At 49.6% G+C, this 25,325-nt stretch carries 22 protein-coding genes and 1 pseudogene; 14 read left to right on the top strand and 9 right to left on the bottom strand.

The features are described from left to right. Nucleotides 1–209: 209 nt before the first annotated feature. The 5 genes from ACN4EK_RS09230 (at nucleotide 210) to ACN4EK_RS09210 (ending at nucleotide 5,441) form a co-directional block, all read left to right on the top strand. Nucleotides 210–788 carry a cell division protein SepF gene (locus tag ACN4EK_RS09230; RefSeq protein WP_431657546.1) on the top strand — a complete coding sequence of 193 codons (579 nt, stop codon included), beginning with the start codon at nucleotides 210–212 and terminating at the stop codon, nucleotides 786–788. Nucleotides 789–939: 151 nt separating this feature from the next. Further along, nucleotides 940–1,743 (top strand): pyrroline-5-carboxylate reductase, encoded by an 804-nt coding sequence (proC, locus tag ACN4EK_RS09225; protein WP_431657545.1) that lies wholly within the window; start codon nucleotides 940–942, stop codon nucleotides 1,741–1,743. Then, complete coding sequence (locus tag ACN4EK_RS09220; protein ID WP_431657544.1) at nucleotides 1,743–2,192, top strand: protein tyrosine phosphatase family protein; 450 nt, start codon at nucleotides 1,743–1,745, stop codon at nucleotides 2,190–2,192. Before proC ends, ACN4EK_RS09220 begins: the two co-directional genes overlap by 1 nt. Before the next feature lie 219 nt (nucleotides 2,193–2,411). Next, nucleotides 2,412–2,708: a hypothetical protein gene (locus tag ACN4EK_RS09215; protein ID WP_431657543.1), complete on the top strand. Its 297-nt coding sequence runs from the start codon at nucleotides 2,412–2,414 to the stop codon at nucleotides 2,706–2,708. Nucleotides 2,709–2,843: 135 nt separating this feature from the next. Further along, complete coding sequence (locus ACN4EK_RS09210) at nucleotides 2,844–5,441, top strand: GH116 family glycosyl hydrolase (protein ID WP_431657542.1); 2,598 nt, start codon at nucleotides 2,844–2,846, stop codon at nucleotides 5,439–5,441. A gap of 6 nt (nucleotides 5,442–5,447) precedes the next feature. Here ACN4EK_RS09210 and ACN4EK_RS09205 read toward each other — a convergent pair whose 3' ends face one another. Further along, complete coding sequence (locus ACN4EK_RS09205; protein WP_431657541.1) at nucleotides 5,448–5,666, bottom strand: hypothetical protein; 219 nt, start codon at nucleotides 5,664–5,666, stop codon at nucleotides 5,448–5,450. 181 nt (nucleotides 5,667–5,847) lie between these two features. Between ACN4EK_RS09205 and ACN4EK_RS09200 the strand changes: the two genes are divergently transcribed. Then, nucleotides 5,848–6,762, top strand: a complete 915-nt coding sequence (locus ACN4EK_RS09200) for a restriction endonuclease (RefSeq protein WP_431657540.1) — start codon at nucleotides 5,848–5,850, stop codon at nucleotides 6,760–6,762. Between the two features lie 125 nt (nucleotides 6,763–6,887). Continuing rightward, nucleotides 6,888–7,721 (top strand): annotated as a pseudogene (locus ACN4EK_RS09195) (SDR family NAD(P)-dependent oxidoreductase). A 22-nt stretch (nucleotides 7,722–7,743) separates the two neighbouring features. Here the strand turns inward: ACN4EK_RS09195 and ACN4EK_RS09190 are convergent. Then, nucleotides 7,744–8,178 carry an HNH endonuclease gene (locus ACN4EK_RS09190; RefSeq protein WP_431657539.1) on the bottom strand — a complete coding sequence of 145 codons (435 nt, stop codon included), beginning with the start codon at nucleotides 8,176–8,178 and terminating at the stop codon, nucleotides 7,744–7,746. Next, a complete protein-coding gene (locus ACN4EK_RS09185; RefSeq protein WP_431657538.1) occupies nucleotides 8,175–8,576 on the bottom strand; it encodes a hypothetical protein in 402 nt (133 codons plus the stop codon). The genes ACN4EK_RS09190 and ACN4EK_RS09185 overlap by 4 nt, the downstream gene beginning before the upstream one ends. A gap of 187 nt (nucleotides 8,577–8,763) precedes the next feature. Between ACN4EK_RS09185 and uvrB the strand changes: the two genes are divergently transcribed. Together uvrB and ACN4EK_RS09175 are read left to right on the top strand one after the other, a co-directional pair. After that, nucleotides 8,764–10,767, top strand: coding sequence for an excinuclease ABC subunit UvrB (gene uvrB, locus ACN4EK_RS09180; protein ID WP_431657537.1), 2,004 nt, complete (start codon nucleotides 8,764–8,766; stop codon nucleotides 10,765–10,767). 200 nt (nucleotides 10,768–10,967) lie between these two features. Continuing rightward, nucleotides 10,968–12,059 carry a WG repeat-containing protein gene (locus ACN4EK_RS09175; protein ID WP_431657536.1) on the top strand — a complete coding sequence of 364 codons (1,092 nt, stop codon included), beginning with the start codon at nucleotides 10,968–10,970 and terminating at the stop codon, nucleotides 12,057–12,059. A gap of 1 nt (nucleotide 12,060) precedes the next feature. On the opposite strand, the gene ACN4EK_RS09170 is transcribed toward ACN4EK_RS09175, so the two are convergent. After that, nucleotides 12,061–13,665, bottom strand: a complete 1,605-nt coding sequence (locus ACN4EK_RS09170; RefSeq protein ID WP_431657535.1) for an ArnT family glycosyltransferase — start codon at nucleotides 13,663–13,665, stop codon at nucleotides 12,061–12,063. Between the two features lie 24 nt (nucleotides 13,666–13,689). On the opposite strand from ACN4EK_RS09170, the gene ACN4EK_RS09165 reads away from it, so the two are divergent. The 3 genes from ACN4EK_RS09165 (at nucleotide 13,690) to ACN4EK_RS09155 (ending at nucleotide 16,976) form a co-directional block, all read left to right on the top strand. Beyond that, the gene (locus ACN4EK_RS09165; RefSeq protein WP_431657534.1) at nucleotides 13,690–14,982 is read left to right on the top strand and encodes a serpin family protein; all 1,293 of its coding nucleotides are present in this window, start codon (nucleotides 13,690–13,692) and stop codon (nucleotides 14,980–14,982) included. A gap of 217 nt (nucleotides 14,983–15,199) precedes the next feature. Then, a complete protein-coding gene (locus ACN4EK_RS09160; RefSeq protein WP_431657533.1) occupies nucleotides 15,200–16,480 on the top strand; it encodes a bifunctional folylpolyglutamate synthase/dihydrofolate synthase in 1,281 nt (426 codons plus the stop codon). Next, the gene (locus ACN4EK_RS09155) at nucleotides 16,470–16,976 is read left to right on the top strand and encodes a DUF1643 domain-containing protein (protein WP_431657532.1); all 507 of its coding nucleotides are present in this window, start codon (nucleotides 16,470–16,472) and stop codon (nucleotides 16,974–16,976) included. The genes ACN4EK_RS09160 and ACN4EK_RS09155 overlap by 11 nt, the downstream gene beginning before the upstream one ends. A 121-nt stretch (nucleotides 16,977–17,097) precedes the next feature. On the opposite strand, the gene ACN4EK_RS09150 is transcribed toward ACN4EK_RS09155, so the two are convergent. Next, nucleotides 17,098–18,663 (bottom strand): FecR domain-containing protein, encoded by a 1,566-nt coding sequence (locus ACN4EK_RS09150; RefSeq protein WP_431657531.1) that lies wholly within the window; start codon nucleotides 18,661–18,663, stop codon nucleotides 17,098–17,100. Between the two features lie 358 nt (nucleotides 18,664–19,021). On the opposite strand from ACN4EK_RS09150, the gene ACN4EK_RS09145 reads away from it, so the two are divergent. Further along, nucleotides 19,022–20,599: a hypothetical protein gene (locus tag ACN4EK_RS09145; RefSeq protein WP_431657530.1), complete on the top strand. Its 1,578-nt coding sequence runs from the start codon at nucleotides 19,022–19,024 to the stop codon at nucleotides 20,597–20,599. Nucleotides 20,600–20,636: 37 nt separating this feature from the next. Here the strand turns inward: ACN4EK_RS09145 and ACN4EK_RS09140 are convergent, their stop codons facing one another. Then, nucleotides 20,637–21,461, bottom strand: coding sequence for a sulfurtransferase (locus tag ACN4EK_RS09140; protein WP_431657529.1), 825 nt, complete (start codon nucleotides 21,459–21,461; stop codon nucleotides 20,637–20,639). A gap of 111 nt (nucleotides 21,462–21,572) precedes the next feature. Here ACN4EK_RS09140 and ACN4EK_RS09135 point away from each other — a divergent pair, with 111 nt between their 5' ends. After that, nucleotides 21,573–22,859 carry a hypothetical protein gene (locus ACN4EK_RS09135; RefSeq protein WP_431657528.1) on the top strand — a complete coding sequence of 429 codons (1,287 nt, stop codon included), beginning with the start codon at nucleotides 21,573–21,575 and terminating at the stop codon, nucleotides 22,857–22,859. Nucleotides 22,860–22,871: 12 nt separating this feature from the next. On the opposite strand, the gene ACN4EK_RS09130 is transcribed toward ACN4EK_RS09135, so the two are convergent. The 3 genes from ACN4EK_RS09130 to ACN4EK_RS09120 form a co-directional block, all read right to left on the bottom strand. After that, entirely contained in the window at nucleotides 22,872–23,312 is a 441-nt protein-coding gene (locus ACN4EK_RS09130) for a peptidylprolyl isomerase (RefSeq protein ID WP_431657527.1), read from the bottom strand. A 98-nt stretch (nucleotides 23,313–23,410) separates the two neighbouring features. Then, nucleotides 23,411–23,929, bottom strand: coding sequence for a TspO/MBR family protein (locus tag ACN4EK_RS09125; protein WP_431657526.1), 519 nt, complete (start codon nucleotides 23,927–23,929; stop codon nucleotides 23,411–23,413). Between the two features lie 135 nt (nucleotides 23,930–24,064). Further along, nucleotides 24,065–25,324 (bottom strand): SufS family cysteine desulfurase, encoded by a 1,260-nt coding sequence (locus tag ACN4EK_RS09120; RefSeq protein WP_431657525.1) that lies wholly within the window; start codon nucleotides 25,322–25,324, stop codon nucleotides 24,065–24,067. Between the last annotated feature and the right edge of the window lies 1 nt (nucleotide 25,325).

The following is a 25,325-nucleotide window of genomic DNA, read 5'->3' as shown; positions in this document are numbered from 1 at the left end:
AGTTTGCCGTTTGTTGAGCTTTTACGTTTGCTTATTAGGCTTAAGGATTAGTTCTCGTTTCGGAAGTAAGGACTGGACTTGTTAATCAGAATTTGCATTTCTAGCACTTACGATGTTTTCTTCAGTCAATCAATACCGATCGTGATGGAGCGTAAACAGTGAGTAACATCTTCAGCAAATTACGGGATTTCGTAGGATTCAACGAATCAATGGAATACGACTACGAATACGATGAAATGGAAGGGGATGACTATCAGAATCTCTACCAGCAAGAGCATCCTCCCGCTGCCCCAACTGAAGAGCCTCGGAGTCGTCGGGCTCGGTTACGCGATCGCCCCGGTCTGACCGCCGATGTGGGGATGGGCGCGGCTCCAACCATGGGTGCGCCAGCTAGCAGTAGTGGTGGTATAGGCATGAATAATGTGATTGGGATGCCCGGTGCCGTGAATGGCATTTCCGAAGTGGTAGTAATGGAACCCCGTTCCTTTGAAGAAATGCCCCAGGTAATCCAGGCTCTGCGCGAACGGAAGTCAGTTGTTTTAAACCTGACGATTATGGATCCGGATCAAGCTCAACGAGCAGTGGATTTTGTGGCGGGTGGAACCTATGCGATCGATGGTCATCAAGAGCGCATTGGCGAAAGCATTTTCCTGTTCACCCCCAGTTGTGTGCAAGTCAGCACCCAATCGGGCACCGTTCACGAAGTCCCTCAACCTCAAATCCGGGTTCCTCGTGCTACCGCCCAAACTCCTGCCTGGGGTACCGAGCCAATTCGGATGGCACAATAAGTCGATCGCAGTTATCTCGATCGGCATGAACAGATTGCGTTCTGCCTAAATCTTGGACGTGATCAAAAGCATCTGAAGTCAACTTGATGGTAAACCCTAGAGTTGTTTCAGGTGCTTTTCTATTGCAGATGATTGTTAACAGGTGTGACTCATGGCAAAGCTGGGCATGATTGGGGGTGGGGTAATGGGAGAGGCATTGATCTCTCGCTTAATTGCTCAAAATATCTATGCCCCTGAGGACATCCTGGTGAGTGAACCCCTCGCCGCCCGTCGTCAGTTTTTGGCTACGACCTATCAGATTCAAGTCACCGATGATAATCGGTTGGCCGCAGCTTCAGAGGTATTGTTGTTAGCGATTAAACCCCAGATGTTTCAAACGGTGATCGATCGTCTACAAGCGGATTCTGCTCAGTCCCAGCCTGCGTTAGTCATTTCGATTCTGGCAGGTATCCCTTTAGCCAAGTTAGAAGCCGCATTTCCCGGTCAATCGATCGTCCGCGCCATGCCCAATACCCCCGCTACCGTTGGCGCAGGCGTAACCGCGATCGCCCCAGGGCAACATACCCAGCCCGCCCAGATTGAACAAGCCCAACATCTATTTGCGGCTGTGGGAGAAGTGGTACAGGTGACAGAGTCTCAAATGGATGCAGTCACAGGCTTATCGGGATCGGGCCCTGGTTATATCGCCTTAGTGGTGGAAGCGTTAGCCGATGGTGGAGTAGCGGCTGGTTTACCCCGAGCGATCGCGATGCAGTTAGCGATCCAAACCGTGAAGGGGACTGCCCAATTAATTCAGGAGACAGGACTACATCCGGGACAGTTAAAGGATCAAGTCACCAGTCCGGGGGGCACGACGATCGCTGGCATTGCCCAACTGGAGAAAGCAGGATTGCGATCGGCGTTGATTGAAGCGGTGCGAGCCGCCTACTTACGATCGCAGGAACTCGGACGCTAATGGCAGTCGAGGAAATTTACAACTTTCTGCAACTCTCAGAGACGATCGGGACGGCTGGGCAACCCACCGCCGAGCAGTTAGCAGACATTCAAGCGGCTGGCTATCAGGTAATCATTAACTTAGCCATGCCAACAGCAAAGCAAGCCTTACCGAATGAAGCCGGTCTGGTGACGCAGTTGGGGTTAAAGTACGTTGCCATCCCGGTGGTGTGGGATCAGCCGCTATTGACCGATGTGCAAACGTTTTTTGCGGTCATGCAAGCCAATCAAGGGCAAAAAATTTTTGTCCATTGCATTGCCAACATGCGCGTGTCCGCATTGATGTATCTTTACCGAATCGTGTGTGAAGGAATCAAGCCGGAGCAGGCACAGACTGATCTACAACAAATTTGGCTCCCCAATGACACCTGGCAACAACTCATCGATCGGGTACTGGAGCAGTATCAATAATTACCCTTCCCTGACTATTCTCCGGACAGTCGGCAATTTCGTTGTTAAAGTATAGATATTCACCTGTGAACGAGAATGTCTGCCTAAGATCAACCAGATGCAGACACTCTAGTTGGTTGGACGGAATTTTATCTGATTAAACCTAAGATTGGGTGCAGCTACTGGCGATCTGTACAGGTTTACTCATCAATTCATGCAGCTTTGGGGGACGAATAGATCATGGATCTCGCTCACATTGCCATTCAGTTATTTGTGGCGATCGTTTGTGCCACGTTAGGCAATATTTTGATTCCACGTCGGATTCCAGGTCGGTTTTTCGGCTTAATTGTCACCGGGTTAGTGGGGGTTTGGGTAGGAGAATGGGCGTATCAATTACTGCAACGCACATTCAACTTCGATTTGCCCTGGCTGCATTTCAACATTTCCGGCGTACCCATTATCCCTTCTATCATCGGTTCTATGATTGTGATCTATCTGGTGACAACCTTTCTCCGCTGGGGACGGTATAGCCACTAGGGTTCCGTCAGGACAATTTTGATGGGTCGAAGACCAAACTTTAACTCCAATCACCTCAATTTTGCCTACCCGTCAAACTAGGGCTGACTGACCACTAGTTAGGATTTCGGTTGCGATCGCCCCTAAAATCAGGGAATGCAGAAACAACCACCTTCACTCCACATCCCGACCTGTGCCTGGAGCCGCCCGATCGGATTAGGCTGGGACAATCCCTATACCGTCCGCTATGCCAGTAATCTAGACGATGGGCCCTGGCATGGGATGCCCCTGGGTGGCTTTGGGGCAGGCTGCATTGGGCGTTCTCCTCGGGGCGACTTTAATTTATGGCATATTGACGGCGGCGAACATCTGTTTCAGACCATTCCTGCCTGTCAATTTAGTGTGTTTGAACAAGCAGGCGATCGCAGCCAAGCCTACGCTCTGTGTACAGAAGCACCCCAGGATGGGAGGTTGAGCCAGTGGCAGTGGTATCCGGCGAGTCGGGGAAGTGAGGAAGGTCAGGGAGGTAAGGAAGATAGGGAAGATAGGGAAGATAGGGAAGATAGGGGAGATGGGGCAGGGGAAACTGGCAGATATTATGCGCTGTATCCGCGTAGTTGGTTCGTGTATGAAAACGTGTTCCAGGCGCAGTTAAGCTGTGAACAGTTTTCGCCGATCGTGGCTCAGAATTATCAGGAAACGAGTTATCCGGTGGCGGTGTTTGAGTGGACTGCCCACAATCCTACCGATCGCCCGATTACCCTCAGCATTATGTTGACCTGGCAGAATACGGCGGGTTGGTTTACCAATGCTGTGAAGTCGCCCGAGGTACAGGTACGGGACGATGGCAGTCCGGTGTATGACTATCAATCCAAGTGGGGGCAGAGTCAGGGCAATAGTAATCGCTTAATTGGGGATGAACGGCGGCTGGGAATTGTCATGGGCAACCGTTCCGAACTGGAAGAGATTGAGGCGATTACCGCTTTGCCGTTAGAAGGGGATGGGCAGTGGTCGATCGCTACGTTGTTGAATCCCAATCTAGATGAGGTGTTTTACCATACGCGCTGGAATCCACTTGGAGACGGGAGTGATCTCTGGCAATCGTTTGCGCAGGATGGCTCGTTACCCGATATGGATGATGAAACTCCGGCAGGTGATGGTGAACAAATTGCCGGGGCGATCGCTGTTCGGATCACCCTCAGACCGGGACAAACCCGCCGGATTCCCTTTGTCCTCACCTGGGATTTTCCAGTGATGGAGTTTGCTCAAGATATCACCTACTTTAAGCGCTATACCGACTTCTTTGGTCGCAGTGGGCAGAATGCCTGGACGATCGCCCGCACCGCGTTGAAACATTACGATACCTGGCGAGACAAGATCCAATCCTGGCAGCAACCGATTCTCGATCGCGCCGATCTGCCGGACTGGTTCAAAATGGCGTTGTTGAATGAACTGTATAACCTGACGGATGGCGGTACCTTATGGAGTGCTGCCGATGAACGTGATCCCGTGGGACAGTTTGCTGTATTGGAATGTATTGACTATCGCTGGTATGAAAGTTTAGATGTCAGGTTATATGCATCCTTTGCGGTATTACTGTTGTTCCCGGAATTGGAAAAGGCGGTGATACGATCGTTTGCCAGAGCGATTCCCGCCAGTGACGATCGCACTCGGATCATTGGGTATTACTACACGATCGGAGCCGAGAGTCCGTTAGCGGTACGCAAGGCGGCTGGCGCGACTCCCCATGACTTAGGCGCACCCAATGAGCATGTCTGGGAGAAGACAAATTACACCAGTTATCAGGACTGTAATTTGTGGAAAGATTTGCCCTGTGATTTCGTCCTGCAAGTCTATCGCGACTATCAGTTTACGGGCAGTCAGGATACGGAATTTTTGCAGGATTGTTGGGCGGCGATCGTCCAAACCCTCACCTATCTGAAAACCTTTGATTTAGATGGGGATGGCATTCCAGAAAACTCGGGCGCACCGGATCAAACCTTTGATGATTGGCGGTTACAGGGCATCAGTGCGTATTGCGGTGGATTGTGGATTGCGGCCCTGGAAGCCGCGATCGCGATCGGGCAGATTTTAGCCCAACCGGAAGTCATCCAGTTCCAGGAGTGGTTAGGACAATCGCGATCGATTTACCAGGACGCGCTGTGGAACGGACAATACTATCGTTTGGATAGTGGCAGTGGTTCTGATGTGGTGATGGCGGATCAACTGTGTGGTCAGTTTTATGCCCGATTGCTTGGGCTACCGGATGTCGTACCGCTAGACTGTGCCCACACCGCCTTGGATACAATCTACGACAGTTGTTTCGTTAAATTCAACCAATATCTGGCATCCGGCACCCTCACTACCCAAACCTTTACCTCGGTTCAGGAAGCCCGAGCCGCCGAAGCCACCACCTCATCTGCCCCATCCTCCCCATCTGCCCCATCCTCGCGATCGCTCCACCTGCCGATCGGCGCAGCGAATGGTGTCCGTCCCGACGGCAGTCCGGAAAATCCCAATGCCACTCATCCGTTGGAAGTTTGGACGGGGATTAATTTCGGGTTAGCCGCGTTTTTGGTGCAAATGGGCAAGCGGGATGAGGCGATGCAAATTACTGAAGCTGTTGTGCGCCAAATCTACGATCGGGGGTTGCAGTTCCGCACCCCGGAAGCAATTACCCCTGCCGGGACGTTTCGCGCCTGTCATTATTTGCGAGCGACAGCGATTTGGGCAATTTACCAGACCCTCAGCTAACGGTCACTAGCGGCTACCACCATCCGCCCGTCGCCGGGGCAATCGTTCTCGGTCAGACGTTTCCGGGGGACTATCATTCTGCTGGGGCAGTTCGACTGGGGAAATGGGTGCGGACAGGTTAGGGGAGGCTAAAGGGGGAGGTTGGGCAGCGACGGGACGATCGACGGCTAAACAGCCGAAAATTATGATGCCGAGAGAGAACACAGTAGCGAACCTGGTAGACATAGAGACATCCTGATGAGTGAATCTGAGGGCTGATAAGAATTTATAAGCCACTCTCCGTGAAATTATGCAAATCACTTACTGACCTATTTAATCAGCCCCAAAAACTCTCTCACCAGATATTATTTGTACCTAATCAAAAAAACATTAATGTAAATCACCAGGGACTCTTATATACAAAAGTATGACGATTCCAGATTTTCAAAGCATCATGTTGCCCTTGATACAGTTTGCTAGTGATGGGCAGGAGCATTCCTCCAGGGAATCGATCGACTATTTAGCCAGCTACTTTGGGCTAACAGAGGATGAGAAAAAAGAACTTCTCCCCAGTGGCAAACAACCAATATTTAGTAACCGAGTCGGCTGGGCTAAGTCACATCTCAATCGAGCAGGTTTACTAGAATCACCACGACGATCTATCTTCCGAATTACACCACGAGGAATTGAGGTTCTAAGCAAGGCTCCTTCCATCATCAATATGAGATTTCTTAAACAATTCCCTGAATATTTAGAATTTATTGGTGACACGGGTGATAGTGAAAAAGCTCCGATTCTCGAAGAAGATAAACCAGTTAGCCAAGATACACCAGAGGAGATTTTAGAATATGCTTATCAGAAAATTAAACAAGCTTTGGCACAGGATCTACTACTTAAAGTCAAAAGTTGTTCACCCAGTTTCTTCGAGCAATTAGTCGTAGAGCTTTTAGTGAAGATGGGCTATGGCGGCTCAATTAAAGATGCTGGAGAAGCGATCGGTAAAACAGGCGATGAAGGAATTGATGGCATTATTAAAGAAGATAAATTAGGGTTAGACGTTATTTATGTCCAGGCAAAGCGATGGAATAATACAGTTGGTCGTCCAGAAATCCAGCAATTTGTCGGTGCTTTAGCGGGAAAAGGGGCAAGTAAAGGTATATTTATTACCACATCAAAATTTTCTGAACAAGCCAAAAGTTATACTCCTAAAAACGATACAAAGATTGTATTGATTGATGGAGAACAACTTGCACAATATATGATTGACTTTAATTTGGGAGTTTCGATCGTTTCAGAATATCAAATCAAGAAGATTGATTTTGATTATTTTGGGGATGAATAAAACGCAGCTAAATTTGTTTGGAAAATAATTACAAGACAAGATCAACCAAAATCCAACGTAGGTTAGACGGCAGAAGGGAGGCAAGTTAGCACACTGGAAGGCAAACCCTTTCACGTAATTCTGTTATGGCTCCCACGGTTTTGATTACTGGCGCATCCCAAGGAATTGGTAAAGCCACCGCATTGTTATTTGCCCAACAGGGCTACGATCTGATTTTGGCAGCCCGACAGATCGATCGCTTAGAAGCAATTGCCGACGAAATTCGATCGCAGCAGCAACGCCAAGTATTAGCTATTCCCACCGATGTTCGAGATGCCGAACAAGTGGAGTCATTAATCACCACGGCGATCGCGCAAATGGGGCAGATTGATATATTAGTGAATAACGCGGGTATTTATATTTCTGGAGCCGTTGAAGAGTTTTCATTAGACGATTGGCATCAAGCGATCGATACAAATATTTGGGGTTATATTCATACTATTCATGCGGTATTACCTCATTTTTTAAGTCGAGGAAAGGGCACGATCGTTAATGTTAGTTAGATCGGGGGTAAAGTGCCATTACCGTATTTAGCGCCTTATAGCACAAGCAAATTTGCGGTGACTGGACTAACGGAAGCTTTACATTCCGAGTTATCGGTGAAAGGGATTCATGTCGGCGGAGTTTACCCCAACATCATTAAAACCAACTTTTTAGAACGCGCTATTTTTCGCGGCAAAGATCCATCCGATACCCAAGCCCGTCGGCAACAAGTTGAACAAGTGCTCCAAGTACCGTTGGTAGAAAAACCCGAAGATGTTGCTAAAGCTATTTGGCAAGTTGTGGAACATCAACGCAAACAAGTGATTGTTGGATCGGCTAACTTGTCGATCGCCTCCCATCGCCTACTACCAAACGCGATGCAATGGATAATTCGCAAAGTTTTTCAAAACCAGGATACTGAAGCCCAAATCTCCTAATATTCCTGAGCCGAATCAGCCTTCACGATGTTGTCCCCTCTATTATTGGGGGATGCCAACCAGCTCGAACCCAATTACGCCGAACCAGGATCGCTAATGAATTATTTAATCTGAGTGCTTCAACTGTTGCCCGACCACAGGGAGTTTGACCAAGAATTTCTGTGCCCTCTGTACTCCAAGAAAAATGCTCTGTCCACCGCTGTTGACGTGGATTAAATAGGGCATGTGCTTCACCCGTTTCGGGATCACGCGATTCTGTTTGAGTCCACTTATATTGGTTGCACAACTCACAGGCAAGGCAGAGATTATCTTCGGCATCAATCCCGCCCTTAGAAACGGGTTGGATGTGGTCAATCTGCAATCGCCCCATCACGTATTCTTGTTGGCTCAAACAATACTCGCAGCGATCGCCTGCCCGTTGCCGGACGTACTCTCGGATTTCATTGGAAATGGTCATGGCATCAGCGATTCACGTAAGCCTCGCCGGACAGCCTCAGCTAGTGCTTCGGATTTACGCAGTTGTCCCACCTGATAAATCTGAAGTAATGCCAAAAGCTCATACCGTTCAGCGCTGGTCAAGCCGCTTGCTTTTCCCTTGGCTTGCAGATCGCCTAAGCGTTGATTCTGTACATCATCCATCTTGGCATCTGCCAGCATCAACACGTCACTGTCCGGTAGCTCAGTTGTGGGTGGCAATGCGTCAAGTACAGGTACTCTATCAACCGTTAACCAAAGCATTTCTAGAACATCGGTTAGTACGGTTCCCAGATCACGTTGGGTTGCCACTCCCAGGTGTCGTGCCTGCTCGATCAGATGTTCTGATAATTTGAGGGTGACTTCAATGGTCATACTCATTGCTACTAAGATCTATCCTCAGCATAAGTCGTATTCCCATAAAAGATTTGATCTTGGGGCAAGCTGTATGTATTACATGGGCACACCTAAGCGTTATAGGGGAACTCCACGTCTGCTTCTAAATTCGTCATTATAGAGAAGGTCAGTGTGACTTTTTCTCTCAGGGCACGATCGTTGAGGCAGGGATATGGCACAGTTTCAGATTCAAGCTCCGTTTGAACCAACCGGCGATCAGCCCCAGGCGATCAAACAACTGATTCAGTCCGTCAATGCTGGCACTCGCTTCCAGACCCTATTAGGAGCTACAGGAACCGGAAAAACCCATACTGTCGCGCGGGTAATTGAACAGATTGGTAAACCCGCTCTGGTGTTAGCCCACAACAAAACGCTGGCGGCACAGCTTTGTAATGAGCTACGGGAATTTTTTCCCAATAATGCCGTTGAGTATTTCATCAGTTATTACGATTATTATCAGCCAGAAGCCTACATTCCCGTTACCGACACTTATATTGAGAAAACTGCCTCAATCAACGATGAAATCGACATGCTGCGGCACTCTGCCACGCGATCGTTGTTTGAGCGGCGGGATGTAATTGTTGTGGCTTCGATTAGTTGTATTTACGGCTTAGGAATTCCCTCGGAGTATTTGAAAGCCTCAATTCCCTTACGGGTTGGGGTTGAGCTTGATCCCCGCCAAATTATTCGTGATCTGGTGTCGGTGCAATATACCCGCAATGATCTGGACTTGGGACGGGGACGGTTCCGAGTCAAAGGGGATGTGCTGGAAATTGGCCCCGCTTATGAAGATCGGATTATCCGGGTGGAATTTTTTGGCGATGAAATTGATGCGATTCGCTATGTCGATCCGGTGACTGGAGCGACTCTACAGAGTTTAGAAGCCGTCAATATCTATCCCGCCCGTCACTTTGTCACCCCAGAGGATCGCCTGGATGCGGCGTGTGATGCGATCGCGGAGGAACTGAAACAACGATTGGCTGAACTGGAAGGTCAGGGCAAGTTGCTAGAAGCCCAACGGCTCGAACAGCGGACTCGCTACGATCTGGAAGTATTGCGAGAAGTGGGCTTTTGCAATGGTGTGGAAAACTACTCCCGCCATTTAGCCGGACGGGGAGCCGGAGATCCACCCGAATGTTTGATCGATTATTTCCCTAAAGATTGGTTATTGGTAATTGATGAATCCCATGTGACTGTGCCGCAATTACGCGGTATGTATAACGGCGACCAGGCTCGCAAAAAGGTCTTGATTGAGCATGGCTTTCGCTTACCCAGTGCTGCCGATAATCGCCCGTTAAAGTCCGAGGAATTTTGGCAAAAGGTCAGCCAATGTATTTTTGTCTCGGCAACTCCTGGGGATTGGGAGGTAGAAATCTCTCAAGACCACATTGTTGAACAAGTGATTCGACCGACGGGAGTGCTTGATCCCGAAATTTTTGTGCGTCCGACGACTGGGCAAGTCGATGATCTATTACACGAAATTCAGGAACGCGCTAGACGGCAGGAACGCACCTTAGTCACGACCCTGACCAAACGGATGGCAGAAGACCTAACCGAATACTTTCAAGAACGAGCCGTCCGAGTCCGCTATCTCCACTCAGAAATTAACTCGATCGAACGGATTGAAATTCTTCAAGATCTGCGCGAAGGCACATTTGATGTGTTGATTGGCGTTAACTTATTGCGGGAAGGTTTGGACTTACCGGAAGTCTCACTGGTAGCAATTCTGGATGCCGATAAAGAAGGGTTTTTACGAGCCGCCCGATCGCTGATTCAAACCATTGGTCGAGCCGCCCGTCACGTTCAGGGGCAGGCAATTCTCTATGCCGATAACATGACCGATAGTATGGCAAAGGCGATCGATGCTACGGAGCGACGGCGGGAAATCCAAATGGCGTACAACGAGAAACATGGGATTACGCCCAAACCCATCATCAAAAAATCCAATAACGCGATTCTGGCATTTCTCGAAGTGTCACGGCGCTTGAATGCTCAAGAACTGGATCAAGTCTATGAACAAGCCGATGATTTGTCATTAACCGAGATTCCAGAATTGATTACTCAACTGGAAGCCCAAATGAAGGAAGCCGCCAAGAAATTAGAGTTTGAGGAAGCCGCTAAGTACCGCGATCGCATCAAACATTTGCGCGATCGCTTACTCGGTCATCACCAGTAATTTGAGGCTACGGTGACCCATTCGTTGAGTTAGTGTCCAAACTTCCACAAGTTCCACTCTAGCCCTCTACCATAGGTTAGATAGTGCATTGGTTAATCATTAAGGCTTGTCAAGCTCTATGAAGTTTTACGGAATTGTCCAATTTCTATAGAGGGGATCAGCCAGATTAGGAAAAGAGGCATTTATGGCATAACAGAATTGTGAAAACTAATTATTTGCTGATCGGCGGCTGTTTATTGGGACTCGCCGCTTGCAGTCTTGCTGGAAACATTGATCCAAATACCATTCAGTTTTCATCGGTACAATCTGAGCCAGACGATCGCAATTCTGAAATAGCCCAACAACCACCCGCACAGAAACAAGCTCAAGGCATCAGTCCCCAGTTTGATAGTGCCTCCGACTTCTCGGAAGGATTAGCTTTAGTCAGCATTAATAATACCTATCGCTACATTAATTCAACCGGTAAGGTGGTAATCACCCCAGAACACGAATTTACTGCAATGGCAGCCTTTTCGGAAGGATTAGCGATCGTGCAGTTAGGCAGTATTTATTCCTGTATTACTCCAACGGGGCAGTTATTAGAACAGATTCATTTTGACAGTATTGCTCGCTTTTCAGAAGGATTAGCAGCAGTAAAAGTGAATACAATCTATGGCTACATCAATAAATCGGGACAATTAGTGATTCAACCAAAATTTGCCTTGGCGATGCCATTTTCCCAGGGATTAGCAGCAGTGAAAGTCGATCGCAAATATGGCTATATCACACCTCAAGGTCAAATGGCGATCGCTCCCAAGTATGATGATGCTGCCAGGTTTTCCCAGGGATTAGCTCCCGTTCGGATGGGTCAAAAATGGGGATATTTAAACCGTTCTAACCAACTGATGATTAAACCTCAATTTGATGGAGCATTTCCGTTTGCCGAATCCTTCGCTCGTGTCCGGACTGGGCAACAATGGGGCTATGTCAATCGGCAGGGCGCGATCGCAATTCCCCTACAATTTAGTTTTGCCAATGATTTTTCGGAAGGATTAGCGGCGGTTCAACAAAATGGTAAATGGGGTTACGTCAATCCATCGGGTGATCTGGTGATCAAACCCCAATTTAACTATGCTGGCGAATTTTCTCAAGGTCTAGCCGCCGTCCAAATCAACGATAAATGGGGTTATATTGATCAATCCGGTAACTTAGCGATCGCGCCTAAGTTTGATAATGCTGGTTCCTTTGCGGAAGGATTAGCCCGAGTAAAAATCGGAGATAAGTGGGGCTATATCAGTCGCAATAATGTGTAGCTTAGCCTTTAAATCCAAAGGCTTGCCTTAAGTAATAGCGTTTAATCCAAATCCCAAACCGTCTCACTGCGATCGTTTGGGGGGCAGTAGTTCGCTCAAATTGGGCTAATAACTCTGGCTGCATTGGATGCCAATCATCGGACAAAATTAAGGCATTCTTGCCAGTATGTTGGTCGGGTTGAAACCAGAAGTCGAACTGATCAATGCGATCGGAAATGGCAAGCACATTCGGCTCATTTAATTCATAGGCAAGGGCAGAAGCCGATCGATAATCAGTGGTCAGCAATAGGGGTTGCTCACCTAATTCAGGAGTTTGTTTCCTCACTTCTGTTGCCACTGTATTCCAGCCATACAACATGCGGGAGTCCGGGTCTTCTGTGGGGCTAATTAAGGCTGAAATTGGCAGTAGACCGTAGTGAATTACTAATAGTCCAGCAAATAACAGTCCATAAAGTTGTCCGGCAATTAGGAATTTGGTTTGAGAGGGGGGGAGAGGGGGAGATGAGGAAAATAAGGAGGATGAGGGTGATGGGGGGAGGAAAAGAGCGGGAATGAGGGGAAAGAGTAATAGGTAAGCGGTAATATTCCAGTAATATAATGCGGCGGAAAGGAGGGAAATGATCGTGAGAATTACAGTGGGAATGATGAACGTCCAAACAGCAACTTTGGCGTAAATGGAATGGGATAGCAGGGCGGGAGATTGTTTCAGCGATCGCCAAAACACCATCCAATTAAACGGAGACACAAGCAGGAATGAGAACAGCACAAAGTTAAAGAAGGGAGAGAATTTTAGGCTGAGTCCACTGACCGGATTTACACTACGGTTGAAATAGTAATGCACTGATTGCCAATCATTCGATAGGTTCCATAACAAAATTGGTAATAAGCAACTTAGCCCGATCGCAGTAGCAATATACAAACGTCGATCGCGCAGCAAAGGGCGTAAGCGTGGATCAACAACGATCGTGGCTAGAAATCCTAGTGCCATAAAGGCGGCATTATATTTAGATAATCCCGCTAATCCTAAGGCGATCGCCGCCGCATATAATCGCCAGCTAGAAGCAGCCGGATTGATTAAATAGCGATCGAGAAACTGAATCAGCCAGTAGGCAGATAGGAGCGAAAATGTAATCAATAAATGATCATGCCAAGCTAAGGCTAAAAATAAAAAATATAAAGGGGATGCCACAATACAGGCGACCATGATCCAAAAGGCATTTTGTTCCTGTTTCCCATACAAATAACGAGCAATTTGATAGTAAACATAGAAAAAAATACAGTTCGTAATCAGATTGGGCAGTCTTAAAGTAAAGGTCGATCGCCCAAAGATCGCCGTAAATAACCCTTGTACCCAGGCTTGGAAGGGTGGGTGATCATAATAGGATAGGGCGGGATGTTGCCCCCATAACCAATAGTAGGCTTCATCGGGATTGGGAAAAACCGCCAACCAAAATCCCCACCGTAATAACAAAAAAACAATCAAGCTAGGCAGTAATAACTTCAGGATAGGGGAACTAAATAATTTCATAAGTTGCAGAAACTGTAACGATCGCCTTGCCGTCATCCTGAGTATGACATCTTGGGTGTGTAGAGACAGAAATCCCATTCCAGTTCAATCAGGAGTACAGTCATGGGTGTGCGGCAGTTCCGGATCATTGGAGCCATCACGGCTAGCAGTTTAGTATTGTTGGGGTTATTAGGATGCTTACGAACAAGCGATGGTTCACCTGCGATCGCGAGTCCCCGTCCCAGTCAGTCTAAACCCATTTCAGGGCAGGAGCGTCGTGTGGCACAAACACCTAAGACAGTAAATCCCCAACTAATCGAGGCAAATACTCGGTTTGGCATGAAATTGTTTGCCGAAGTGCTTAAGCAGGAAAGCAATAAAAATGTGTTTGTCTCACCCTCTAGCATTGCGATCGCCCTGAGCATGGCGTACAACGGAGCCAACGGTAGCACTCAGCAAGCAATGGCGAAAGCCTTACAAATTCAAGGCATGAGTTTGAATGATTTAAACCAAGCCAATGCCAGTTTGAAAGCATTATTGGAAAGTGCTGATCCGAAAGTGCAATTAGCGATCGCTAACTCGTTATGGGCAAGGGAAGGAGTCTCATTTAAACCAGATTTTATCCAACGGAACCGTCAGTTTTATCAAGCAGAAGTCACGGATTTAGACTTTCGTAGCCCCAAGGCAGTGTCTACAATTAACAACTGGGTAAAACAGCATACCCGTAATAAGATCGACAAAATCATCGATCGCATCAACCCCGATGATGTAATGTTTTTAATTAATGCAATTTATTTCAAAGGTAATTGGACAACTCAATTCGATAAACAACTCACGACAAATCAACCGTTTCGGTTAAGTAATGGTCAACAAAAAACTGTGGCAATGATGAGCCAACGGGGAGACTATCGCTATTACGAAACCGATCAGTTTCAAGCTGTGAATTTACCCTATGGCGATCGGCGGGTGAGTATGGTAATTTTCCTCCCCAAGCAAACCTCTAACCTGTCGCAGTTCTATAAAACTCTGACTGCTGAAAACTGGCAAACCTGGAGCCAGCGATTTCGCAGCCGTCCTGGTACGGTGCAGATTCCTCGTTTCAAAATGGAATACGACATTGAACTCAACCAAGCTTTATCCAACTTGGGCATGGCAGAGGCATTCGGCAGACGCGCCAATTTCTCCAACCTAAGTGACACCCCGATGCAAATTGATCAGGTGAAACATAAGACCTTCGTGGAAGTGAATGAAGAAGGAACGGAAGCCGCCGCCGTCACCTCGATCGGTATTCGCACCACCTCCATTCAACTCGATGACACCCCCTTTACCTTTAAAGCCGATCGCCCCTTCTTCTGCGCGATTCGCGACAACCAAACCGGAACGATTCTGTTCATGGGCGCGATCGTGAATCCTTAGGAATGGGAATCAAATAACTCCGCATTTCTCTGTACGGGCGCGGCATTCGGCAGAGATTTCTGGGGTAATGGCAAGGATTTTCTACCGAATGCCACGCCCCTACGCAAAATTACACCTTAATAAATTTGCGATTCTTAGCCCTCACCAACACTTTACGGTGATCCAGCCAGCAGCATAAGATCACGGGGTAATTTCCAGCCCACCGGGGATTCTGACTGTGACGATCGCCACACTCCTGCAACAATTTGAACTCTTTGGGGTCAAGCTCGGTTTAGACAGTAGCTATCGATTACTGGCCAACCTGGGCAATCCCCATCAGCAAGTGCCAATTATTCATGTCGCAGGCAGTAATGGTAAAGGCTCCGTCTGTGCTTATCTGTCGGCTGTGTTGACGGCAGCAGGCTATCGGGTCGGACGCTACACCTCACCCCATTTAGTCGATTGGAACGAACGGATTTGTTTCAACGACCAACCCATCTCATCCCAGGAATTAGAACAGTGTTTGCAGCAAGTGATTGCCGCGATTCAACCCACCGCTCCAACGCCCACCCAGTTTGAAGTGATCACCGCCGCCGCCTGGGTTTATTTCGCCCAACAGCAGGTCGATATTGCCGTCATGGAGGTTGGCTTAGGCGGACGCTTAGATGCCACCAACGTCTGCGATCGTCCCTTAGTCAGCATTATTACCTCAATCAGTCGAGAACATTGGCAACGATTGGGTTCCACCTTAGGACAAATTGCCGGAGAAAAAGCGGGCATTCTCAAACCCGCGTGTCCGGCAGTGATTGGACAATTGCCTCCCGAAGCCCAAGCCGTCGTTACTCAACGAATTACCGAATTAGGCTGTCCAGCAGTTTGGGTAGACCCCGCGATCGAGATAGAACACCAGAACACTCGCTGGGCAGACTACCGGGGCATTCAATATCCCTTACCGCTCCATGGCGCGATCCAGTTAAGCAACTCGGCAATGGCGATCGCAGCAGTGCAGATCTTGCAAGCCCAAGGATGGCAAATTTCCACCGATGCGATCGTCAAAGGTATGGCAAATACCCGATGGGCAGGTCGCTTGCAATGGTTCACCTGGCAAGGACACCGGATTCTGATCGATGGTGCCCATAATCCCGCCAGTGCTGAAGTGTTGCGGCAATATGTCGATCAATTACTGTCCTCATCCCTCTCATCCCCACTCAAACTCCAATGGATCATGGGCATACTCTCCACCAAAGATCATGCCGATATTTTCAAGGCATTACTCCGTCCTGGAGACGCGCTCTATCTCGTTCCTGTGCCAGATCATAGTTCAGCCGATCCAACCACATTGGCAGGGTTAGCCACCGAAATTTGTCCGGAGTTAGCCCATTGTCAGGTCTATGCAGATGTCTTTAGTGGATTAGATGCAGCGCTAAAACAGCGAGCCAATTCGCCCGAACCAGACTATTTGACCGTCCTGTGTGGCTCATTGTATTTAATTGGTCACTTCTTTAAACATGCCGCTTGATTTCCTTCATTCTCGGCTGGTCACAATCAAAACTGGAGCAGTGATCGAAGGTGATTATCGCTACTCTCTCTGGCGATCGTGGGATGAGCAAAAACCTCGGATTGGCTTCATCATGCTCAATCCCAGTCGCGCTGATGCCGTAGTCAATGATCCGACCATTCGGCGGTGCCTGGGCTTTGCCCAAACCTGGGGTTACGGAGGCTTGGAAGTGGTCAACCTGTTTGCCTATCGCACCGCCAGTCCGGGCAATCTTCGGCAGGTAACCGATCCGGTAGGCACAAACAACGATCGCTACCTGGCAACCCTCCCCGAACGCGTCGATCGCATCCTGTTAGCCTGGGGCAATTGGGGCGATTTACTCCAGCGCGATCGCGATGTTTTAGCCTTATTGGGCGATCAGCAGCCGCTCTACTGCCTGGGTGTCACCCAAAAACGACAGCCCAAACATCCTCTCTACCTGAAATCAACCGTAGTTCCAGAGGTTTACAGGATTTAGGATCGTGAATTTAATGAATTGGCAGCTTGCCCAGGCAGGTTAGCCGCGCATTTGACATCATCCAAGGGGGCTAAACAAAACCCACCTCTAACGCATCAATGCTTTGCAGCAACCCTATCTCCTATGGCGTGGTTGGAGTCACTGGAGTTGTCGGCTGCACCGGAGACAAATCCACGGTTGGTAAACTAACAGTCACATTAGCGTTAACGGCTGGACTCGCTGGAACGGCTGGAGTCGCTGGACCCGCTCCTGGATTAGGAATGGCTGGAGTCGCTGGTGTCACCGGAGTTGGACGAGGGACTGGCGCTGGCACCGTAGGAGGCTCAACAGGCGTAGTGACGGGCGGATTCACCACGACGGGCGGTGCGGCTGGCGGAGTTACAACTGGCGGGGGAGTTACGATCGGGGGTTGCCCTGCGGCTGGTGGGGCTACAGGGGGATTCGCACCGACTGGAGGTGTGACTGGAGAAGTTGGCACCGTAGGAGCGGCGGCTGGAGGTGGGGTTATGGGAGTTGGTGCAGGATTATTGATAGGTGGGGTCTGAACTGGCGGTTGAGGAGCAATGGGTGAAGGAATTGGTGGTTGGTTAGGGGTAGGACGAGGAATGTCCTGAGGAGTAGGTGCCGCTGCTGAACCAGTTGGTGTTGGGAGAATGGGTGTTGGAGTGTTCACGACACTGCCCGGGCTTGGAGGTGTCAGAACCACAGTACTCCCACCGGGTGGCAATGAGCCAGTAGCTTCTGCCCCAGGTCTCCCCACTTGTTCCCCCAACCTTCCAAGCATTTCCGCCGCAGTATTCATTGAGGCGATCCCTGAGAATGCACGACCGAAGGGAGTGGGCAAGGGATTGGAACTATTACCAGCGGTCTCTGTGGATTGAGGAGCCTGTGCCGTCGGAGGTGACATCAACATCCAGGCTGGATTAGCCGCAAGTTGTTGCGAGTTGTTGGGTGTATGACCTACAGGTAAAGTTTTAAGGGCATCAAGGGTTTCTTCGCGGACATCAGCGATCGTCGGATCCAAATTAGATTTAGACCCGGCAGGCTGATCCAGATCCAACCCTTTCGCTAGGGGACTGGTTGCATAAAAACTGTTGAGATCAAAGGTATATAGACCAATCGTATTTTTATGAACAACAGCTAACTGTCCAGCTTTCAGGACATGTTTTTGGGAATCATCCAGATTTGATACTGTAATATCGCTATTGGTTAATGCCCCAACGATCGTCATGGGTCCCAAACCCGTCTCAGGATTTGCCGGAATGTAGCGCACAAACAAGGCTGACCCTCGAATCCCAGCAGCGGCATTAGGAGTCCGAACTCTCGTCGTTCCTTGTTTGGGCTGAATCAACAGCAGTACCGTACCCCGATTTAACTGGATCTCACGGGTTCCGGGCTGAAATTCAAATAAAGCTCTTTCCCCAATTCGAGCCAGGGAGCGATCGTTAAATCGTAACTCTGCCATCGATGCCTGACCCGTTTTCAGCGCATCTTTGGGAACCAGCGTATCTTGCTTGGGTTTAGCTCGACGAAACCCCTGATCTTTCAGGTTGACTTCAACTATTTGACGAACAGCTTCTACTGTGGCGCTATTCAGGGGGGTAGTAGCGCTGACCTTTCCTGGCAGAAGCAAGGTTCCAGCACTCCACAAGGTTAGGGCAATGGCGATGAGGAATCTACTAGACATAAAAGCTCCAGGCGTTTAACGTCATTCCGGCTACGGCTTCAGCTTTCGATTAATCGATTCCAGAATCCAAACAGCAGACGGTGGATTCTCTAAGTGTATCTACTACCCCTGATATTTTCTCCATCTCCAAAGATGGATATTCCAGCCTACTCCACCTTAAGGGAAAATGTCATTCCAAAGTTGGAATATTTCCTGTAAAGAATCCCGATTTAGGGGGATGACATCCCCTACTAAGATATTCAACTAATAACATAAGGTTCCCGGAAACAATTACTCAGCCCGGTGCGACTATGGTGTAAGGTAGCAAACTTCACCATAGAGCAATTCATCACGTATCAGTAAATTTACGGTTCCTGATTTGGATATTCGTCATCGCCCCCTCTCTAAACTGTTTTCATTTCACCTTCGCTGGAGATTCTGGCTCCCGATCGGGATCGGCAGTAGTTTATTAGTCGTAAATCCAGTCTGGTCAGTTCCCGCGATCGAACCACTGTCTCCAGACCTCTGTGCAGTGCAACCATCCGCAGCGCCGGAACGATCGCAGCCAAGTCACCCATGTGTGCCGCCACCCAATCCCGCCCCGAACAGTTCAGCCCATCCCGAAAAGGTGATAACTCCAGGGTTTGTCGCTGATTTACCAGCCACTCCAGGCCAGGGAGCCGCTGCCCTATCTGCCCCGGAATCCATTCCCACGATCGCGTTTGCGTCTCATTCAACCTTGCAACAATTGGCAAGCCAAGCTGAATCGACCCCAACCCAACAGTGGGTCGCACAGGACTGGCAAGTAGCACAGGCAGCGATCGTCTCCCTGCCAACCGTAGTCAGCTTTCAAGCGATCGGGGATTTGGATGAGATCAAACTCAAACAATTAGAGTCAGATGCTCACAACTCCTTAGATAGCAATCCGGTTCAGCTTGGATTTGCTCATCATTTCACTGGGGAGCAAGGTGTAGCGCAGCAATCCGGTGGCTCTGATTCAGTCAATCCGGGCAGGCAAAATCCTCTCAATCCCGGTCGAGACATTTATCGAGTTCAGGAGCAACAACCTGAGCTACCCCGCTTCCTCAATCCAGATATTGCACCGCCACCCCCGATCAATCCCAATCCAGAGGATGACCAGGCACAGCCCCCACCCTGCGAGAACTTCGACATTGATCTGGGATGCCCCGGAATAGGTTTCCCACCCGCACCCGCAGCCGCACCTAGAGCCCCCGTCGCCTATCTAATTCCGCGATTTGATTTTTTTAATAGCAGCAATGTTTATTCGCAATTGGTACAGGTACAGGATGCCTTAATTCGACCGGGTGTAACGTTCCTGCTGATTCCACCATTAGGACGAAATACGTTTTTTATTAGTTCTGTTGAAGGGAATTTTGTCCGGTACTCCAGCCTGTCCGAAATCGACTACAACGAACTGAGATTGCGGGCAGGAATTTATCAACGCCTGTCACCCAGTATGTTTGGGGAAATTGGGTGGAGTAATCAACAACTGTTTATTGCCAGAGATAAGATCCTGGGTTTACCCAAAGGAACACGGTTCTTTAACGAACATTCCATTCGCTTGGAGTTGAGCCGTCGCGACCAATTAGCCAAACGGTTAGCGCTCAATTCTTTCTATCAATTTCGCTACAGCTTCACCGATCCGGACGATCAATCACGTATTGTTAATGCGTTAGTGTTATCACTCAATTACGATCTGATTCCCACTAAGCTGCAAGCTGGACTTGACTACCAACTCTCTATTTCTAACTTCACCCGGCAAAATCGGGATGATGTCTACCATCAATTATTGGCTCGACTCTCTTATACCGTGTTCCGCAATACTCAGTTATCCGCTTTTGCCGGATATACCTTTGGCAACTCTACCGATCCCCTGGTTGATTTTAACAGCTTTATTACTGGTATTAGTTTAACAGTCAATGTACCACTGTTTTAGCCCTGTTTTAGCAACCCTGTCTGTCTACGCCAGCCTGCTACAGGTAAGAACACCAATCACTCCAACTGCCAGCATAAAGTTTGCCCGTTTTGATCCCTGCCAGTTCTAAGGACAGCAGATTGACACAGGCAGTCACGCCAGAACCACAGTAGACAATCACCTCCTTTGCCGATGCCATCCCTTGCCAGCGTTGTTGTTGCTCTGCGATCGCCCGGGCAAAGCCTTGAGCATCTGTGACCTCCTGCCAGGGATAATTCACTGCTCCCGGAATATGACCGGCAACAGGATCGATCGGTTCGCGCTCCCCCCGATAGCGATCGCCCTCCCGCGCATCGACTAAAAGCACGTTCGGCAAATTCTTCCGGGCTTTTACCTGCTCAATATCCACCACTAACTCTGGTTGGAGCCGAGGCACAAAGTTTCCAGGCTGATTCGCCGGCATGGCATTTGTCACGGGATAACCCGCCGCTTGCCATGCCGCCAAGCCACCGTCTAACACCGCCACCCGATCGTGCCCCAGATAACGTAACAACCACCATAACCGGGAGGCAAAGGCAAAGCGGGAATCGTCATACGCCACCACTAAGGTTGGCTCCGGAGCATCGGAAACAATCCCCATTGCCGATAGTTTAGGGACCAGGGTAGTCACATCCGGTAAGGGATGTCGTCCCCCATGCAGCGTCACCGGACTGGATAAATCCCGGTTTAAGTCCAGGTAATAGGCTCCGGGAATATGGGCTTCCTGGTATTGCTGCTGTCCTAAATCAGGCTGCACCAGGGCAAATCGACAATCCACAATCACAACCTGTGGATCATTTAAGTGGTCATGTAACCAGGCAGCAGCAACAAGTGGTGCAGTCATAGCGGTGCAGTCAAAAAAATAGTTGTGAGTCGATCGATTTTTCCGGATGACGCTGGGAACCGAGGGAAGAAGGTAAATCGTCTACACTCTAGCGGAACCAGGGGAAGTTCGATGCGGCAACATTTAGGTCAACCGAGTGTCAAGCGCTATCTTGGCTGGTCATTACGAGGATTGGCAATGGTTACAGGCTTAGTGTCGGCGATCGGGCTGGTCTATTTGCCATCCCTATCCCAACCCACCCTGCGAGCCAAAATCGTCGAAATTGCCGGACAACCTGATAATACAGCAGTAATTGTCGAGGGAGTGGCAGCAAAATCGGGAAATGAGATTGTGTCTGGGCAGCATGTCACTACCCCTGCCAAAGCTAAAGTCAGCTTCCAACTGACCAATGCCCTGCGGGAACGATCGCCACAATCCCCGTCCCCAACTACTGAGAAATCCCCTCAAGCGACTTCTCCCACGTCACCCAATGCCGGATTTCGCTTAGGGCAGCAATCTTCCTTTGTGCTAGACAACGAGTGTGTGCAACTGCAAAGCGGTCGCACTGTAGTAGCGGGGATGCAGGGTTGCATTGGCACGATCGTAATTGATACTAATAATGGCATTTACACACTAGAACGGCTGGGCTCTCTGGCAGAGATCAAAGTGCTCTCTGGTCAAGTCCAGATTGAGATTCCCAGTAACCCTGGCATCCAGCCGATCGCCCTGAAAGCTTCCCAAAAAATCACGATCGATTTAACGGGCGATGAAATTGGGCCGATCCGCCGCATGTTACCGCCGGAAGTCCAAAGCATTATTACGGGCGAATTATTCCAGGGCTTTCAAGTGCCACTGCCTCAACAGGACACCATTGCTGGACTGAAGCCCAAACCAACCGCCGTCGTTCCCGCCGCCAAATCCCCTGCCCCAGTTCCAGCGATCGTGGCTGCACCCGTCACGCCTCCCGCCGAGTCCGTCCATCCTCAGCCCGCGATCGCAGCAACCGATTATTCTGATCATGAGGATGAAATTGCTGCTATCCGCGATCGCAATATTGCGGCAGCCCGTCGTCGTCGCTTACCCGCCACCAATGATTATGTGCCGCCTCGGAGCACTCCCCCTTATGCCTGGGTTCCCTCCCGCCGCCAACGCCCCTCCTCCTACGAGCCTCCCGCCTATAATCCTCCTGCCGCTACTCCACCCGCTACACCTGTAGCAGAATCACCCGCCCCAGCGCCTTCAGCCAATATTCCGCCTGCCGTCAGTCAGCCACCTGCTCCAGTCCCCCCTGTGATCGAACCGCCTCCGATGGCACCTCCTACAGGAGGTGAACCGAGTAGCCCACCTCCTGCGGCGATCGATCCCCCAACGGGAGGCAATGTTCAGCCTGAGAGCCCTGTGGTAGTTCCAGGTGTTTAAGGAAAGTTTTACCTATTCCTCAATCTTCACCGAGAGAATCTTGTCGCCTTGACGAACGGCATTCACAACATCCATATCCTCAGTCTTGCCAAATACCGTATGCACCCCATCTAAATGCGGTTGTGGTGAATGGCAGATAAAGAACTGGCTACCGCCGGTGTTGGGCCCCGCGTGTGCCATCGACAACGTTCCTGCCTGATGCTTATTGGGATTAATTTCGCACTTAATCGTGTAGCCCGGCCCCCCCGTGCCTGGACGACCCGATGCACCTTCCCGGGTATTTGGGCAACCTCCTTGAATCATGAAGTCAGGAATTACCCGGTGAAATGCCAAGCCATCGTAGTAGCCTTTCTTGGATAGATCGACAAAATTCTTCACCGTATTGGGCGCATCTTGATCAAATAGTTCTAGATGAATCGTGCCCTTGCTCGTTTCCATGATGGCGCGAGTCATAGTCTCTCCTTATGCAGTTCTCAGATCTTCCAGATTCTACAATCCTGCGATCGCCCTGGTAATTTTCCCCTAAAAATCTCTAGGCTTTCACACCCCTGTTACTGCCAGGGATCGGATGTTACCGGATCAGGTTCATTCTCATGTCCCTCACCGCGAGGGGGATTCAGCTTGTCCATCACCCAGGTGGTATAGGTTCCGATCGGACTCCAGATCAGGTAAGGCAATAGTAATGCAGCTGCCCAGCCAGAAATCGGCAACACCAACAACGTCAGAATTAATCCTAGAACCGACCCCAGCCCACCGACGATCGTGCCCACCTTCAGGTTATGCGTCCATAGGGTCAGGGGCGAATACGCCACAATCACAAGCTCTACCAGTAAGTAGAAACCCATTAACCACCAGGTTTTTTGACTACCCGGATCGCTCTCCCAGACAATCACCGCCGACCAGGCTCCACAGATAAACACGGTGATCCAGATCACGGGAATCAGAAATTCAAAGGTTAACCAACGAGGACGTTGCAACCGCCGAAACCACTTCACATCCTTGGGACGTAAGACGTTGCTCAATATGGCAACTAACAACGTGACTCCACCAATGACCATCCAAGATTTCATGCGCTGCGTCCCTCCTTCGTTAGCGTTATTCTCCTGCCCCTAACACTACACTGTCATCAATCCCAGGAGCGATCGTCACGCTAGCGATGCAGAACCGAAGGGAAGCTGGCACTTTACCCCCTCCTGATCATGGAATTATCCAAAAATATCGGCAAAAAAGTCGATCGCCTCTTTCAATGCTGCGATAAAGACATCGATTTCCTCGCGGGTGTTGTAAAAATACAGACTTGCCCGTGCCGTAGATTGGGCTTTCAGGTAACGGTGTAACGGTTGGGTACAGTGATGTCCAGCTCGAATGGCAACACCCGCCTGATCCAAAATCGTCGAAAGATCGTGGGGATGCACTTCGCCTGCCGTGAACGAGGCTAAAGCCGCCCGACCACTGCCATCCGCCTGGGGTTGCGGCCCATATAGACGCAGTTGAGGAATCTGATTTAGTTGTTGGAACAGGTAAGCGGTCAGTTCTTCCTCATAGGCATGAATTTTATCCATACCAATCTGGCTCAGATAATCGACTGCGGCTCCTAAGCCGATCGCTTCGGCAATGGCAGGGGTTCCCGCTTCAAATTTATGCGGCAGATCGGCGTAAGTCGAGTGATCGAGAAACACATCGGCAATCATCTCGCCACCCCCCAGGAACGGCGGCATCGATCGCAGCAAGGCTAACTTGCCATACAGGAAACCGATTCCCGTTGGTCCACACATTTTGTGACCAGACGCTACCAGCCAATCACAATCAATGTCCTGTACATCGATCGGCATGTGGGGTGTACTTTGGCAGGCATCGATCAGGACTTTAGCACCATAGTGATGCGCGGCGGCTGTAATCTCTTTCACCGGATTAATGCAGCCCAATGTATTCGAGACATGCACAACAGAGACTAATTTGGTCTTGTCCGACAGCAGCGATCGATATTGCTCAAAGTCGAATTCTTCGGTTTCGGTCAACTCGACAAATTTGAGGATGGCTCCCGTCCGTTGGGCCACCATTTGCCAGGGGATTAGATTACTGTGGTGTTCCATCACCGTCAGGATAATCTCATCGCCCCGTTGCAAGTGATTCATGCCCCAGGAATAGGCAACCAGGTTGATCGCTTCACTGGCGTTGCGGGTGTAGACAATTTCCTGCCGAGATACCGCATTCACAAACGTCGCAATTTTATCCCGCGCCGCTTCGTAGGCATCCGTCGCCCGCGCACTCAGGGTATGCACTCCCCGATGCACATTGGAATTGTCCTGCTCGTAGTAGTCCCGCAGGGCATTTAATACCGCGATCGGTTTTTGCGAGGTGGCGGCATTATCCAGGTAGACCAGCGGCTTCCCATGTACTTGCTGCTGCAAAATTGGGAAATCGGCGCGGACGGTGAGGGCGAGGGGTTTTTCCTGAATCAACATG

This window comes from Pantanalinema rosaneae CENA516, assembly GCF_050753385.1.
Taxonomy (GTDB): domain Bacteria; phylum Cyanobacteriota; class Cyanobacteriia; order Leptolyngbyales; family Leptolyngbyaceae; genus Pantanalinema; species Pantanalinema rosaneae.
This window is presented reverse-complemented; position numbering and strand designations above follow the sequence as displayed.